The sequence below is a fragment of the Caulobacter sp. genome (assembly GCF_035254145.1).
In the GTDB taxonomy this organism is placed as follows: Bacteria; Pseudomonadota; Alphaproteobacteria; order Caulobacterales; family Caulobacteraceae; genus Caulobacter.
The window spans coordinates 1-14,355 of sequence record NZ_DATFAV010000167.1; the positions used below are offsets into that span (position 1 = coordinate 1).

13 protein-coding genes and 2 pseudogenes are annotated in these 14,355 nt (G+C 66.3%); 12 read left to right on the forward strand and 3 right to left on the reverse strand.

From position 1 onward, the window contains the following. The 3 genes from VJ655_RS09975 to VJ655_RS09985 all read left to right on the forward strand — a co-directional run. A partial coding sequence (locus VJ655_RS09975) for a CTP synthase (protein ID WP_324110909.1) occupies positions 1 to 1,245 on the forward strand: 1,245 nt, incomplete at its 5' end. 114 nt (positions 1,246 to 1,359) lie between these two features. Further along, positions 1,360 to 1,542 (forward strand): 50S ribosomal protein L32, encoded by a 183-nt coding sequence (rpmF, locus tag VJ655_RS09980; RefSeq protein ID WP_010919589.1) that lies wholly within the window; start codon positions 1,360 to 1,362, stop codon positions 1,540 to 1,542. A 123-nt stretch (positions 1,543 to 1,665) separates the two neighbouring features. Next, positions 1,666 to 2,658, forward strand: a complete 993-nt coding sequence (locus tag VJ655_RS09985; RefSeq protein WP_324110910.1) for a retropepsin-like aspartic protease — start codon at positions 1,666 to 1,668, stop codon at positions 2,656 to 2,658. Here VJ655_RS09985 and VJ655_RS09990 read toward each other — a convergent pair whose 3' ends face one another. Next, positions 2,659 to 3,429, reverse strand: coding sequence for an enoyl-CoA hydratase (locus VJ655_RS09990; protein WP_324110911.1), 771 nt, complete (start codon positions 3,427 to 3,429; stop codon positions 2,659 to 2,661). It abuts the gene before it with no gap. A gap of 113 nt (positions 3,430 to 3,542) precedes the next feature. Here VJ655_RS09990 and eno point away from each other — a divergent pair, with 113 nt between their 5' ends. The 9 genes and pseudogenes from eno to VJ655_RS10035 all read left to right on the forward strand — a co-directional run bounded on the left by eno (position 3,543) and on the right by VJ655_RS10035 (position 13,326). After that, the gene (eno, locus tag VJ655_RS09995; protein WP_324110912.1) at positions 3,543 to 4,823 is read left to right on the forward strand and encodes a phosphopyruvate hydratase; all 1,281 of its coding nucleotides are present in this window, start codon (positions 3,543 to 3,545) and stop codon (positions 4,821 to 4,823) included. 381 nt (positions 4,824 to 5,204) lie between these two features. Further along, positions 5,205 to 5,507: an FtsB family cell division protein gene (locus VJ655_RS10000; protein WP_047405705.1), complete on the forward strand. Its 303-nt coding sequence runs from the start codon at positions 5,205 to 5,207 to the stop codon at positions 5,505 to 5,507. A gap of 165 nt (positions 5,508 to 5,672) precedes the next feature. Beyond that, the gene (gene pdhA, locus VJ655_RS10005; protein ID WP_324110913.1) at positions 5,673 to 6,704 is read left to right on the forward strand and encodes a pyruvate dehydrogenase (acetyl-transferring) E1 component subunit alpha; all 1,032 of its coding nucleotides are present in this window, start codon (positions 5,673 to 5,675) and stop codon (positions 6,702 to 6,704) included. Beyond that, on the forward strand, positions 6,701 to 8,071 hold the full coding sequence (locus VJ655_RS10010; protein ID WP_324110914.1) for a pyruvate dehydrogenase complex E1 component subunit beta: 1,371 nt from the start codon (positions 6,701 to 6,703) through the stop codon (positions 8,069 to 8,071). Before pdhA ends, VJ655_RS10010 begins: the two co-directional genes overlap by 4 nt. A 406-nt stretch (positions 8,072 to 8,477) precedes the next feature. Continuing rightward, a pseudogene (locus VJ655_RS10015) lies at positions 8,478 to 8,561 on the forward strand (aldehyde-activating protein); the annotation flags it as partial. Positions 8,562 to 8,573: 12 nt separating this feature from the next. Continuing rightward, positions 8,574 to 9,872 (forward strand): pyruvate dehydrogenase complex dihydrolipoamide acetyltransferase, encoded by a 1,299-nt coding sequence (locus VJ655_RS10020; protein ID WP_324110915.1) that lies wholly within the window; start codon positions 8,574 to 8,576, stop codon positions 9,870 to 9,872. An 18-nt stretch (positions 9,873 to 9,890) separates the two neighbouring features. Continuing rightward, complete coding sequence (locus tag VJ655_RS10025; protein WP_324110916.1) at positions 9,891 to 10,367, forward strand: glutathione peroxidase; 477 nt, start codon at positions 9,891 to 9,893, stop codon at positions 10,365 to 10,367. 79 nt (positions 10,368 to 10,446) lie between these two features. Then, positions 10,447 to 11,847: a dihydrolipoyl dehydrogenase gene (gene lpdA / locus VJ655_RS10030; protein WP_324110917.1), complete on the forward strand. Its 1,401-nt coding sequence runs from the start codon at positions 10,447 to 10,449 to the stop codon at positions 11,845 to 11,847. A gap of 18 nt (positions 11,848 to 11,865) precedes the next feature. After that, positions 11,866 to 13,326: a DUF6880 family protein gene (locus VJ655_RS10035; protein ID WP_324110918.1), complete on the forward strand. Its 1,461-nt coding sequence runs from the start codon at positions 11,866 to 11,868 to the stop codon at positions 13,324 to 13,326. Here VJ655_RS10035 and VJ655_RS10040 read toward each other — a convergent pair. Continuing rightward, complete coding sequence (locus tag VJ655_RS10040; RefSeq protein ID WP_324110919.1) at positions 13,323 to 13,718, reverse strand: DoxX family protein; 396 nt, start codon at positions 13,716 to 13,718, stop codon at positions 13,323 to 13,325. The two genes, VJ655_RS10035 and VJ655_RS10040, sit on opposite strands and share 4 nt — an antisense overlap. 78 nt (positions 13,719 to 13,796) lie before the next feature. After that, positions 13,797 to 14,355, reverse strand: a pseudogene (locus tag VJ655_RS10045) (2-acylglycerophosphoethanolamine acyltransferase); the annotation flags it as partial.

Here is a 14,355-nt window from a genome sequence, read left to right on the forward strand (position 1 = left end):
AAGGCCGTCGACTTCGTGCTGGTCGAGATCGGCGGCACGGTCGGCGACATCGAGGGCCTGCCGTTCTTCGAGGCCATCCGCCAGCTGCGCCAGGACTTGCCGCGCGGCCAGAGCTGCTACGTGCATCTGACCCTGCTGCCGTTCATCAAGACGGCCGGCGAGATGAAGACCAAGCCGACCCAGCACTCGGTCAAGGAATTGCGCTCGATCGGCATCCAGCCGGACATCCTGCTGTGCCGCTGCGAGCAGGAGATCCCGGCCGAGGAAAAGCGCAAGATCGCCCAGTTCTGCAACGTGCGTCCCAGCGCGGTCATCCAGGCGATGGACTCATCGTCCATCTACGCTGTGCCGGGCGAGTATCACGAGCAGGGACTGGACGCCGAGGTCCTGGACGTCTTCGGAATCCACGACGCGCCGGAACCGAACCTGACGCGCTGGCAGGCCATCGACCAGACGGTCAGCCATCCCGACGGCGAAGTCACCATCGCCGTCGTCGGCAAGTACACCGTGCTCAAGGACGCCTATAAGTCGCTGATCGAAGCCCTGCACCATGGCGGCATCGCCAACAAGGTGAAGGTCAATCTGGACTGGGTCGAGAGCGAGACCTTCGAGGGCGACCCGGGCGCGGCGGCCCAGCGCCTGGAGAACGCCCACGCCATCATGGTGCCTGGCGGCTTCGGCGAGCGGGGCGCGGAAGGCAAGATCCGCGCGGCCCAGTTCGCCCGCGAGCATAAGGTGCCGTACTTCGGCATCTGTTTCGGGATGCAGATGGCCGTCATCGAGACCCTGCGCAACGTCGCCGGAATCAAGGACGCCAGCTCCAGCGAGTTTGGGCCCACCGAACGTCCGGTGGTCGGCATTATGACCGAGTGGATCAAGGGCAACGAGACCGTCCAGCGGCGCTCCAGCGACGACCTGGGCGGCACGATGCGACTGGGGGCCTACGAGGCCGTGCTGACGCCCGGCTCCAAGGTCGCCGAGATCTATGGCTCCACCGAAATCAGCGAGCGCCACCGCCACCGCTATGAGGTCAACATCGGCTACGTCCACCTGATGGAGGACGCCGGCCTGAAACTGACCGGTCGTTCGCCCAACGGCGTGCTGCCCGAGATCGTCGAGCGGGACGACCATCCGTGGTTCATCGGCGTGCAATATCACCCCGAATTGAAGAGCCGTCCGTTCGCGCCACACCCGCTTTTCGCCAGCTTCATCGCCGCCGCGAAGGAGCACGGACGCCTCGTCTGATCGCGAGGTTGCATCTTCTCAGAGATTCGGGCATAAGCCCGCCCTCACGCGGCGGCTCGGGCGCTCCCAAGCCGCCGCTCTCGATTTTCACGCTCAGCGAGCAGAGTCACTTCGATGGCCGTTCCTAAAAGAAAAACTTCGCCTTCTCGCCGGAACATGCGCCGGTCGCACCACGCCCTGGGCGCCAACTCGTTCATCGAGGACAAGGACACCGGCGAGCTGCGCCGTCCGCACCATGTCGATCTGAAGACCGGCATGTACAACGGCAAGCAGATCCTGACGCCGAAGGAAGACTAAGTCTCCTTTATCGTCTCCGACGGTTTGAAAGCGCCGCCCGGCTCAGCTGGGCGGCGTTTTTCGTCGTATTTTCGTCATGGACGCCGAATTCGGTGCTAGCCTCCCGATCAGGGAGGAACGCCCATGCTCACACGCCGAAAAATCGCGGCGGGACTGGGACTGTCGCTCGCCGCGCCGCCGGCGCTGGCCGGGACCATCACACCTGTCTCACTAACCCAGGCGCAGCCTTCAAGTCCGCCGGGGACGCCCGCCGATCAACCGCTTCTGATCCTCGACGCGTCTCTGGACCAGGACGAGCGGATGACCGTCGAGGTCATCATCAATAACGAAGGACCGTTCCAGTTCGTCGTCGACACCGGCGCGGGACGCAGCGTCCTGACCCCCGCGGTCGTCGAGCGCCTGGCCCTGCCGCCCGGCCCGGAGATTATCATTCATGGCATTTCAGGATCGATCGTCAGCCCCACGGCGAGGATCGAGCATCTGAAGGCGGGGGATGCTCGCCTGGCTGGGGTGGCCCTGCCGGTGCTGCCGCGCGACCGGATCGGCGCGGACGGCCTGCTGGGCGTCGATATCCTCGAGGGGCGTAACGTCCTGATGGATTTCCGCAAGAACCAACTGCAGATCCGCCGCAGCCAGTACTTCTCTGAGCTGACACGCCGGCCCGGAGAGGTCTCCGTCGCGGCCGACTCGCGCTTTGGGCGTCTGACGCTGGTTGGCGCGCGCATCGGCGGCGCCCGTGCGACCGCCTTTATCGATTCCGGGGGCGGGGTCAGCATCGGCAACATGGCGCTGGCCCGCTTGATCGCGGCCCGTCGGCGACGCTCGCCGGACCTGGTCCAGCAGGCTCGCCTCCTGACCGCCGATGGCGAAATTCAGCTGGGCGAATTTCGCATCGTGCCGTCGATCGTTATGGGCAATTTGCGGCTGAGCAACATTCCGATGGCGTTCGCCGACGTGCATATCTTCGACGTCTGGGGGCTCAAGGAACAGCCCGCCGCGCTGCTGGGCGTGGACGTGCTGCGGCTGTTTGCTCGCGTCGAGCTCGACTTTGGCGACGAGCGCGTCCTGTTCCGGCTGGGGCAGGGCGGGCTGGCCCCGCCGGTATGGAACGCCTGACTACTGCGATCGTCCCCGGGCCATCACTTGCCGACGCCGTTCCTCGACCTTCTCCGGGGTGACCTCGCGATTGTGCGCGCTGGAGCGCTTATGCTCCAGAGCGAGACCCTCGCCGAACGGACGGGCGTAGCCGTCGTCGATCAGCGCCTTGTAGAACGCCAGGGTCTCGACCGGGATCGAGGCCATGTCGTCGGCCAGCTTCAGGGCGGCCGACATCAGGTCCTGGGGCGGGGTCACCCGATTGACCAGGCCCCAATCGGCCGCGGTCCTGGCGTCCAGGAAGTTGCCGCTCAACGACAGCTCCTTGGCGCGATAGGGTCCGATCAGGCGTGACAGCTTCTGCGAAAGCCCCCACCCGGGCATGATGCCGACGCGGGCGTGAGTATCGGCGAAGCGGGCGTTCTCCGAGGCGATCAGGACGTCACAGGCCAGGGCCAGCTCGAAGCCGCCGGTGATCGCTACGCCATTGATCGCGCCGATCACCGGCTTGCGGCATTGTTCGACCGCTCGCACCGGGTTGGAGCGAGCGTCCTGGTCATTGGCCGCGCCCATGGCCGAGGCGTCGCCGCCCAGCTCCTTGAGGTCGAGACCGGCCGTGAACGCTTTTTCGCCCGCTCCGGTCAAGATCACGACGCTGACATCCGGATCGGCGTCCAGCGCGACCATCGCGTCGTGAAGCGCCAGGCGGAGCGCCTTGGAGAGCGCGTTCATCGCTTCGGGGCGGTTGAGGGTGACGACCGCTATCGGGCCGCGCCGTTCGACGTCCAGCATGTGATCCTCCCTTGGATGGGCAATGGTCATTCGGCCTCCGGAAGGTAAGTCAAGTTGCGCCCGGAGCGCTTGACGGCTAAGCCTCCCGCGCCTTTGGCCTTGAGGAGCAGTCCATGACCGAGATCGTCGACATCATCGCCCGCGAAATTCTCGACAGCCGGGGCAACCCGACCGTCGAAGTCGACGTGGTCTTGGAGGACGGCGCCTTCGGTCGCGCCGCGGTGCCGTCGGGCGCCTCGACCGGCGCCCACGAAGCCAACGAGAAGCGCGACGGCGACAAGGCCCGCTATCTGGGCAAGGGCGTCCTGCAGGCTGTTGACGCCGTCAACGGCGAGATCTTCGACGCCCTGTCGGGCGTGGACGCCGAAGACCAGCGCCGCGTCGACAACCTGCTGATCGAGCTGGACGGCACGCCGAACAAGGCGCGCCTGGGCGCCAACGCCATCCTGGGCGTCTCTCTGGCCACGGCCAAGGCCGCCGCCGAGTCGGCCGGCCTGCCGCTCTACAAGTACGTCGGCGGCGTGAACGCCCGCGTTCTGCCGACCCCGATGATGAACATCATCAACGGTGGCGCGCACGCCGACAATCCGATCGACATCCAGGAATTCATGATCCTGCCGACCGGCGCGAAGGACTTCCGCGAAGGCCTGCGCATGGGCGCCGAGATCTTCCACGCCCTGAAGAAGGCCCTGAAGGACGCCGGCCATAACACCAACGTCGGCGACGAGGGCGGCTTCGCCCCGAACCTGGCCTCGGCCGAGGCCGCGCTCGATTTCATCGTCAAGGCCGGCGAGAAGGCGGGCTACAAGGCCGGTGAGGACTTCGTGCTGGGCCTGGACGTCGCCTCCACCGAGTTCTTCAAGAACGGCAAGTACGAGCTCGAAGGCGAGGGCAAGTCGCTCGATCCCGCCGCCATGGTCGACTACCTGGCCGGCCTGGTCGCCAAGTTCCCGATCCTCACGATCGAGGATGGCATGGCCGAGGACGACTTCGATGGCTGGAAGCTGCTGACCGACACCCTGGGCAAGAAGGTGCAGCTGGTCGGCGACGACCTGTTCGTGACTAACCCCAAGCGCCTGCAGATCGGCCTGGACAAGGGCCTGGCCAACTCGATCCTGGTCAAGGTCAACCAGATCGGCACGCTGTCGGAAACCATCGACGCGGTCGAACTGGCCCACCGTCACGGCTACACCAGCGTGATGAGCCACCGCTCGGGCGAGACCGAAGACAGCACGATCGCCGACCTGGCCGTCGCCTTGAACTGCGGCCAGATCAAGACCGGCTCGCTGGCCCGCTCGGATCGCACCGCTAAGTACAATCAGTTGCTGCGTATCGAGGAAATGCTGGACGACCAGGGCGTCTATGCCGCCCGCGCGGCGCTGAAGGGCCGCTAGGTCCTTTCACATCGCTGGAACTTTCGGGCGCGGCCTCCAAAAAGGGGTCGCGCCTTTTGTTTTGCCCGCTCCACCACCGTGTCGGATCCCGACGATTCCAGACCGATCCGGGCGGGCCGCAGCCGATGCGAGCGGGTTCTGGCCGGGTTAACCCACAAATTTTCTAAAAGCTGAGCAGTGGTTTCAAACGAGACCACTTTTAGTGCGTTCGCGGTCGCGAAAAGGCTTCGGCGATGCAGTATCTAGATGCTGGCGAAACCATCTCATCTGAAAGCAATGTTCATCTAATTCACGACCTGGCGATAACCTTTCCCAATGCCTGGATTTAGAAGGCGTTAAGCAGGGTCGGCGATCCTGCGAATCCCTCTTTGGGACGCTCAGATGTTCGCCCGACTGCAACCCTTCCTGCCGACCGCGGCGATCTTTTTCCTGATTTTCTACTTCGCCTTTCACGCTCTGACAGGTGATCGAGGCCTGCTGTCGATCTCGCAACGCAATGCGGACCTCGCAGCGAAAACGAAGGAACTCAGGAAGATACGCGCGGAGAGGATGGACCTGGAGGCCCGCGCTCGTCTATTACGCAGCGGCAGTCTGTCGGCCGATCTGCTGGAGGAACGCGCGCGCTCGCTCCTAGGATATGCCGACCCGAGGGACTATGTGATCCGGGTCAAGCGTCCCAGCTGACCGATCCCATATCGTTTGGAATCGATTGCGGGTCGTTTCCGGGTCATTCGATCCAGAATGGCCTTGACGGTGCACTAGAGCGTTTCCTTCGCGGAACCGACGATTTTTCGGCGGGATGCGCTCTCAGGACGAAGGCCGCGATGAAGATTGGCCAGGGAGATTTGAATGGCGCGTACGCGCAAGGCTGAAGCCCCCGAGGGGAAGGCGACAGACACCGGTGTCAACGCCTTCGTCGGCAAGGACGAACTCCTGAAATTCTATCAGGACATGCTGCTGATCCGCCGCTTCGAGGAGCGTGCCGGTCAGCTGTACGGCATGGGCTTGATCGGCGGCTTTTGCCACCTCTACATCGGCCAGGAAGCCATCGCGGTCGGCATGCAGTCGATCTCGCAGAAGGGTGATCAGGTCATCACCGGCTACCGTGACCACGGCCACATGCTGGCCGCCGGCATGGACCCGCGCGAAGTGATGGCTGAATTGACCGGCAGGGCCGGCGGTTCGTCCAAGGGCAAGGGCGGCTCGATGCACATGTTCGACGTCGAGACCGGCTTCTACGGCGGTCACGGCATCGTCGGCGCGCAGGTCTCGTTGGGCACGGGCCTGGCGCTGGCCAACCACTATCGCGGCAACGGCAATGTGTCGTACGCCTACATGGGCGACGGCGCGGCCAACCAGGGCCAGGTCTACGAGAGCTTCAACATGGCCCAGCTTTGGAAGCTGCCGGTCGTGTACGTGATCGAGAACAACCAGTACGCCATGGGCACCAGCGTCGAGCGCGCCGCCTCGGAGACCGCGTTCCACAAGCGTGGCGTCTCGTTCCGGATCCCGGGCGAGGAAGTCGACGGCATGGACGTCGTCGCCGTCCGCGAAGCCGGCGCCCGCGCCACCGAGCACGCCCGCAGCGGCCAGGGTCCCTACATCCTCGAGATGAAGACCTATCGCTATCGCGGCCACTCGATGTCGGACCCGGCCAAGTATCGCACCAAGGAAGAGGTCGACGAGGTCAAGACGACCCGCGATCCGATCGATCACATCAAGGAGCGCCTGGCCAAGGCCGGCGTCACCGAAGACGACCTGAAGGGCGTCGACGCCGAAGTGAAGCGCATTGTCGCCGAGGCCGCCGAATTCGCCCGCACGAGCCCCGAGCCGGATCCCTCGGAACTGTACACCGACGTATACCTGGAGGCCGCCGAGTGACGGACATCCTGATGCCCGCGCTTTCCCCCACCATGGAGGAAGGCACCCTGGCCAAATGGCTCGTCAAGGAAGGCGACACCATCAAGGCCGGCGACGTGATCGCCGAGATCGAGACCGACAAGGCGACGATGGAAGTCGAAGCCGTCGACGAAGGCGTGGTGGAGGCCATCCTGGTTCCGGCCGGGAGCGAGAACGTCAAGGTCAATACGCTGATCGCGCGCCTGAAGGGCGAGGGCGAGGCAGTCTCGGCCCCGACCACGACGGCCCCGCAGCAGGCTACCGGCGAGCCCGAGAAGGCGCCGCCGCAGGTCGCTACGCCGGCGCCCGCCGGCCCGATCTCGGCCGCCTCGACCTTCGCCGATCCCGAGATCGCCGACGGCACGCCGATGAAGAAGATCACGGTCCGCGACGCCCTGCGCGACGCCATGGCCGAGGAGATGCGTCGCGACGACCGCGTGTTCCTGATGGGCGAGGAAGTCGCCCAGTACCAGGGCGCCTACAAGGTCAGCCGCGAGCTGCTGCAGGAGTTCGGCGACCGCCGCGTCATCGACACCCCGATCACCGAGCACGGCTTCGCTGGCCTCGGCGTCGGTGCCGCCATGGCCGGCCTGAAGCCGATCGTCGAGTTCATGACCTGGAACTTCGCCATGCAGGCGATCGACCAGATCATCAACTCGGCCGCCAAGACGCTGTATATGTCGGGCGGCCAGATCAAGTCGTCGATCGTGTTCCGTGGCCCGAACGGCGCGGCTTCGCGCGTGGCGGCCCAGCACAGCCAGGACTACGCCGCATGGTACGGCAACGTCCCGGGCCTGAAGGTCATCGCGCCCTATGACGCGGCTGACGCCAAGGGCCTGCTGAAGGCCGCGATCCGTGATCCGAACCCGGTCGTCTTCCTCGAGCACGAGATGATGTACGGCCACGAGTTCGACATTCCGGACGTCGAGGACTGGGTCGTGCCGATCGGCAAGGCCAAGGTCCGTCGCCAAGGCTCCGATGTAACCCTGGTGGCCTACAGCCGCATGGTCGGCTTCGCCCTGAAGGCGGCCGAGGAACTGGAGAAGGAAGGCATCTCGGCGGAGGTCGTCGACCTGCGCACGATCCGTCCGATGGACCACGCCACCGTCCTGGAAAGTGTCAAGAAGACCAACCGCCTGGTCACCGTCGAGGAGGGCTGGGGGCCGATGGGCGTCGGCGCCGAGATCGTCGCCCGCATCACCGAGCACGGCTTCGACTACCTGGACGCCCCGCCGCTGCGGGTCCACCAGGAGGACGTGCCGCTGCCGTATGCGGCCAACCTGGAAGCCCTGTCGCTGCCCTCGGTCGAGAAGATCGTGAAGGCGGCCAAGGCGGTCAGCTACAAGTGATCCTGATGCCCGCTCACGAAGGCCTAGGCCCGCGTGAGCGGGCGAGGGGACGCCGATGACGGTCCTGAACGGCTCCTGCCATTGCGGCGCGGTGCACGTGCAGTTCGAGCCGGGCAAGCCCGTGGCCGACCTGCCGATCCGGGCCTGCCAGTGCGGCTTCTGCCGTCGGCAGGGCGGCCGCACGACCAGTGATCCCGATGGACGCCTTCACATCACGGCTGCGCCGGGTGCGTTGCGTCGCTACCGGTTCAACCGCCGCAAGGTCGATTTCCTGCTCTGCCGCGAATGCGGCGTCTATGTCGGCGCGATGATCGAGGACGAAGGGCGAGCCTACGCCGTCGTCAACGTGGTCGGGACCGACATGCCCGGCTTCGTCGATCGCGAGCCGGAGCGTATGGACTATCACGACGAAACGGACGAACAACGCCTTGCCCGTCGCAAGGCCAAATGGACGCCGACCACCTTGGTCGAAGCCGTCCCGAACGCTTGAGGAAGAAGCTCAATGTCGATCGACATTCTGATGCCCGCCCTGTCGCCCACCATGGAGGAGGGAACCCTCGCCAAGTGGCACGTCAAGGTCGGTGACACCGTCAAGGCCGGCGACGTGATCGCCGAGATCGAGACCGACAAGGCGACGATGGAAGTCGAAGCCGTCGACGAAGGCGTGGTGGAAGCCATCCTGGTCGACGCCGGGACCGAGAACGTCAAGGTCAACGCCCTGATCGCCAAGCTGGCGGGCGAAGGCGAAGGCCCCGCGCCGGCTCCGAAGGCTGAAGCGCCCAAGGCGGCCGCTGCTCCGGCGCCCGCGGCCGCTGCTCCCGCCGCGCCAAGCCCGGCTCCGGCTGCGCCCGCGCCGGCCGCTCCCGTGGCCGCCGATGGCTCGCGCGTCTTCGCCTCGCCGCTGGCCCGTCGCCTGGCTTCGGCCGCCGGTCTGGACCTGAAGGCCATCAAGGGCACCGGACCGCATGGTCGCGTCGTCAAATCGGATGTGGAGGCCGCCAAGTCGGGCGGCGTCCCGGCCGCCAAGGCCGCGCCCAGCGCCGCGCCCGCCGCGACCTCGGCCGCCGAGCCGCGCAAGGTTCAGTCGCTGGAGCAGATGGGTATCCCGGCCGGCTCCTACGAGCTCGTGCCGCTGGACGGCATGCGCAAGACGATCGCGCGCCGCCTGACGGAGAGCTTCCGCGACGTGCCGCACTTCCCGCTGACGATCGACATCGAGATCGACACGCTGCTGGCCGCGCGCGGCAAGATCAATGCGCTGCTGGAGAAGCAGGGCGTGAAAGTCTCGGTCAACGACATCGTCATCAAGGCCGCCGCCGTGGCCTTGAAGCAGGTGCCGGAAGCCAACGCCTCGTACACGCCGGAAGGCATCGCGCTGCACAAGCACGCCGACATCGCCGTGGCCGTGGCCATCGACGGTGGCCTGATCACCCCGATCATCCGCGCCGCCGAGACCAAGGGCCTGGCCCAGATCTCGACCGAGATGAAGGACCTGGCCGCCCGCGCCAAGGCCAAGAAGCTGAAGCCCGAGGAATTCCAGGGCGGCACCTTCTCGGTCAGCAACCTGGGCATGTTCGGCATCAAGGCCTTCTCGTCGATCATCAACGAGCCGCAGGGCGCGATCATGAGCGTCGGGGCCGGCGAGCAGCGTCCGGTCGTCAAGAACGGCCAGCTGGCCGTGGCGACCGTGATGACCGTGACCCTGACCTGCGACCACCGCGTGGTCGACGGGGCCATCGGCGCCAAGTTCCTGGCGGCCTTCAAGCCGCTGATCGAAGAGCCGCTGACCTTGATCGTCTAAGGCGCGGGGAGGGACCCGATGTCCGTCTACGACTACTCGGCGAAGACGCTGAACGGCCAGGACACGAGCCTGGCCGACTATCGAGGCCAGGTGCTGCTGATCGTGAACACCGCCAGCAAGTGCGGGTTCACGCCCCAGTACGAAGGCCTGGAGGCGCTCTACAAGACCTACAAGGATCGTGGCTTCACGGTCTTGGCCTTTCCGTGCAACCAGTTCGGCGCGCAAGAGCCGGGCGACGCCGCCGAGATCGCGAACTTCTGCTCGCTGACCTACGACGTCACATTCCCGGTGATGAGCAAGATCGACGTCAACGGCGCCGACGCCCACCCGCTCTATCGCTTCCTCAAGAAGGAGCAGAAGGGCCTGCTCGGCACCGAGGCGATCAAGTGGAACTTCACCAAGTTCCTGATCGGCAAGGACGGCGAGGTGGTCGAACGGTTCGCGCCGACGACTAAACCAGAAGACCTGAAGGCGGTGATCGAAGCGCTGCTCTGAATTTCCCCGGATCGGTTTGCAGACCGGTCGATCGTCGCGCCGCTCCCTCGGTCGACGTCAAAGCTAGGGTAAGAAGACTATGTCCACGGAATTCGATGTCGTCGTCATCGGCGCCGGACCTGGCGGCTACGTGGCCGCGATCCGCGCCAGCCAGCTGGGCCTGAAGACGGCCATCGTCGAGCGCGAGAACCTGGGCGGCATCTGCCTGAACTGGGGCTGCATCCCCACCAAGGCGCTATTGAAGTCCGGCGAGATCTACGAACAGCTGTCCCACCTGGGCGGCTACGGCCTGTCGGTCGAGAAAGCCTCGTTCGATTTCAACAAGATCATCGAACGCTCGCGCGGCGTCGCCAAGCAGATGTCGAGCGGCATCGCCTTCCTGATGAAGAAGCACAAGATCGAGGTGATCGAAGGCGAGGCCAAGCTGGAGAAGGGCGCGCCGGCGCCCAAGGTCGTGATCGCCCTCAAGACCGGTGGCAGCCGCACGGTTCAGGCTAAGAACGTGATCCTGGCCAGCGGCGCCCGCGCCCGGGAAATCCCGGCCATCGGCGCGGTCTCGGACGGCGACAAGATCTGGACCTATCGTGACGCCCTGGCGCCCAAGACCATGCCCAAGTCGCTGGTCGTGATCGGCTCGGGCGCCATCGGCATCGAGTTCGCCAGCTTCTACCGCGCCCTCGGCGCCGAGGTGACCGTCGTCGAAGCTGTCGACCGCATCATGCCGGTCGAGGACGCCGAGGTGTCCAAGGCCGCCCAGAAAGCCTTCGAGAAGCGCGGCGTTCAGTTCCGCATCGGCGCCAAGGTCAGCAAGGTCGAAAAGACCAAGACCGGCGTTTCGGTGCTGGTCGAGGTGGGGGGCAAGAATGAGCAGCTGACCGCTGACGTCTGTATCGTCGCCGTCGGCATCGCGCCGAACACCGAGGGCCTGGACGCCCTCGGTCTCAACATGGACCGTGGGCACGTCGTCACCGGCAAACACGGCGAAACCAACGTCGCGGGTCTCTACGCGATCGGCGACGCCGCCGGGCCGCCGTGGCTGGCGCACAAGGCCAGCCACGAGGGCATCCACGCCGCCGAGCACATCGCCGGCTACAAGACCCCGAACGTCCACTCGCCGATCCCGGGCTGCACCTACGCCAATCCGCAGGTCGCCTCGGTCGGCTACACCGAGGCTGGCGCCAAGACGGCGGGCATCGAGGTCAAGGCGGGCCGCTTCCCGTTCCGTGTTAATGGCAAGGCCGTGGCCGCCGGCGAGATCGAGGGCTTCGTGAAGACCGTGTTCGACGCCAAGACCGGCGCATTGATCGGCGCCCACATGATCGGCCACGAGGTCACCGAAATGATCCAGGGCTTCGTCACGGCGATCACCCTGGAAGCGACTGAGGAAGACCTTCACGGCATCGTCTACGCCCACCCGACCATGTCGGAAGCCATGCACGAAGCCGCTCTGGACGCCTACGGCCGAGTCCTGCACATCTAGGGCCGCTAAGGGGACCAGATGGCGCGCAAGGCCGCGACGACGACCGAGAAGCCGGCCAAGGCCCGGAAGGGATCGAAAACGACCCTTTCCGAGGCCAATCTGGTCGATCTTGGTCCCGAGCGCCTGGCCGCCATCCTGCTCGACCTCTCCAGCGACAGCCACGTCAAGCGGGTGCTGCGGCTGGAGCTGTTCGCCGAGTCGAGCAGCGAGGGGTTGGCGCTGGAGATTTCCAAGCGCTTGGCGACGGTCGGCAAGTCCTCGTCGCGCATCCATTGGCGCAAGCGGGCGGCCTTCGCCAAGGACCTCGACCTTCATCGCCGGATGATCGAGCGGCTGGCGGAAGACGACGCCACCGCCGCCCTCGACCTGATGCTGGACCTGCTGGATCTGGCGACGCCCACCCTGGATCGCCTGAGCCAGGCCGAAGGGCCGATCGGCGACGTCTTCGTGGCCGCTCGTGACGGCATCGGCGCCATCGCCGCCAAGGCCATGCCCGATCCGGTCATCCTGGCCGACCGGATCGTCAAGCTGCTGCGCCGCGACGACTACGCCCAGTTCGGCCCGCTGGTCGGCGCGCTGGCCTCCGCGCTCGGCGCGAAGGGACAGGGGCACCTGCGCGAGACGCTGGAGAAGATGCTTGCGGCGCGCTCGTCCCGCTCGGCGCACCACTTCGACGCCCAGAGCGCGATCTACAAGGACGCCCTGCGCCGCCTGGCGGACGCCAGTGGGGATGTCGACGCGTTCGAGGCGACCTTCGCTCCCGACCTTCGCCGCACCCCCCTCGTTTCGGCCGAAATCGCCCGACGACTTCTGGCGGCGGGCCGTGCGGAAGACGCCCTCGCCACCCTGCAGGCCGGCGCGCCCGGCGAGCAACGCGGGCGCCACCAAAGTTCTCTGGAGGAGGGCGCCGCCTGGGAGGAGGCGATGCTGGAGGCCCTGGAGGCGACCGGCCATCACGACGAGGCCCAGAAACGCCGCTGGACCGAGTTCGAGCGCACGCTGTCGATCCCGCGCCTGCGGGCCTATCTGAAGGGTCTGCCTGATTTCGACGACGTCGAGGCCGAGGACCAGGCCAAGGCCGTCGCCCGGCGCTTCCCGCGCTTCGATATGGCGCTGGCCTTCCTGGTGTCTTGGCCGGACCTGCCCGCGGCCTCACGCTTGGTGCTTGCCCGTTCGGGCGAGATCAATGGCGCGGACGACACGCTGGTGGTCGAGGCGGCGCGTCGGCTGGAAGGCGCCTATCCGCTGGCCGCGACCCTGCTGCTGCGGGCCTCGATCCAGCATGTCCTGACCTATGGCGTCGCCACCCGCTACGCCGAGGCCGCCCGTCAGCTGCTGGAGGCGGAGTCGCTATCGGCCATGATCGGCGACTACGGCGAATATCCCGACCATCAGGCGTTCGTCGCTGATCTCCGCGCCACGCATGGCCGCAAGCAGGGCTTCCGCGCGGAGCTGGAAGCCCTGGGCGGCGTGTTTTAGGGGCGCTTGCGCACCTGGGCGTCCAGGCTCCATTCGCCCGGTCCCTGGAAGACCAGGTACAGGAACACGAAGCAGAACAGGATCGCCGCGTCGCCGCCGTTCAGCGCCGGCCAGAAGCCTTGGCTGGCGTGGGCCAGGAAATAGGCGGCCGCCATCTGCCCTGAGAGCACGAAGGCCACGGGCCGGGTGAAAAGACCCAGGGTCAGCAACGCCCCGCCGACCACCTCCAGCCCCGCGGCCACGAGCAGGAGCGGGGGCAGCGGGTCCGGCGCGCCCGGCTGGGCGGCCGGAAAATGAAAGAGCTTCATCAGGCCGTGCTCCATGAAGAGCAGAGCCGCGACGATGCGCAACAGGCTGAGCCCGCGCGGCGCCCAGACGACGAGACGTTCCATTCCTTCCCTCCTTGATGCGAACGCAGTGAGCCGGGGCTCGACGCTTACTCAAACCAAGAGCGACGGGACGGCGCCTCGTCAGGCGGCGCGGCTGTCCGTCTCGGCCATGCGCTGGATGGCGACATAGTCGGTCTTGCCGCTGCCCAGAACGGGCACTTCCGTCACCTTCAGGATCTTGCGCGGCACCGCCAGCTCCGGCGCGCCGATCGTCTGAGCGTGAGCGACCAGGGGCGCGACATCGGCGTCGGGGCGATCGGTGATCAGGATCAGCTTCTCGCCCTTCTTCTTGTCGGGCATCGAGATGACAGCGTGGCGGCCGTCGGGCCAGACGGCCTGCGCCAGATCCTCGGCAGCGGTCAGGGAGACCATCTCGCCGCCAATCTTGGCGAAGCGCTTCACGCGGCCCTTGATGGTGATCCATTGGTCGTCTGTGATCGTGACGACGTCGCCGGTGTCGTGCCAGCCGCCTTCGGGGGCGTCGACGCCGCCGTCCTCACGCAGGTAGCCGGCCATGACGTTCGGCCCACGAACGAAGAAGCGGCCGCCTTCGGAGATGCCTTCGACCGGTTCCAGTCGGACCTCCTGGCCAGGTAGCAAACCGCCCACGGTGCCGGGCCGATTGTCCGTCGGCTTGTTG

Coding starts and splice junctions, on each gene's coding strand:
- rpmF (WP_010919589.1), top strand. CDS start 1,360: ATGGCCGTTCCTAAAAGAAAAACTTCGCCTTCTCGCCGGAACATGCGC.
- VJ655_RS09985 (WP_324110910.1), top strand. CDS start 1,666: ATGCTCACACGCCGAAAAATCGCGGCGGGACTGGGACTGTCGCTCGCC.
- VJ655_RS09990 (WP_324110911.1), bottom strand. CDS start 3,429: ATGCTGGACGTCGAACGGCGCGGCCCGATAGCGGTCGTCACCCTCAAC.
- eno (WP_324110912.1), top strand. CDS start 3,543: ATGACCGAGATCGTCGACATCATCGCCCGCGAAATTCTCGACAGCCGG.
- VJ655_RS10000 (WP_047405705.1), top strand. CDS start 5,205: ATGTTCGCCCGACTGCAACCCTTCCTGCCGACCGCGGCGATCTTTTTC.
- pdhA (WP_324110913.1), top strand. CDS start 5,673: ATGGCGCGTACGCGCAAGGCTGAAGCCCCCGAGGGGAAGGCGACAGAC.
- VJ655_RS10020 (WP_324110915.1), top strand. CDS start 8,574: ATGTCGATCGACATTCTGATGCCCGCCCTGTCGCCCACCATGGAGGAG.
- VJ655_RS10025 (WP_324110916.1), top strand. CDS start 9,891: ATGTCCGTCTACGACTACTCGGCGAAGACGCTGAACGGCCAGGACACG.
- lpdA (WP_324110917.1), top strand. CDS start 10,447: ATGTCCACGGAATTCGATGTCGTCGTCATCGGCGCCGGACCTGGCGGC.
- VJ655_RS10035 (WP_324110918.1), top strand. CDS start 11,866: ATGGCGCGCAAGGCCGCGACGACGACCGAGAAGCCGGCCAAGGCCCGG.
- VJ655_RS10040 (WP_324110919.1), bottom strand. CDS start 13,718: ATGGAACGTCTCGTCGTCTGGGCGCCGCGCGGGCTCAGCCTGTTGCGC.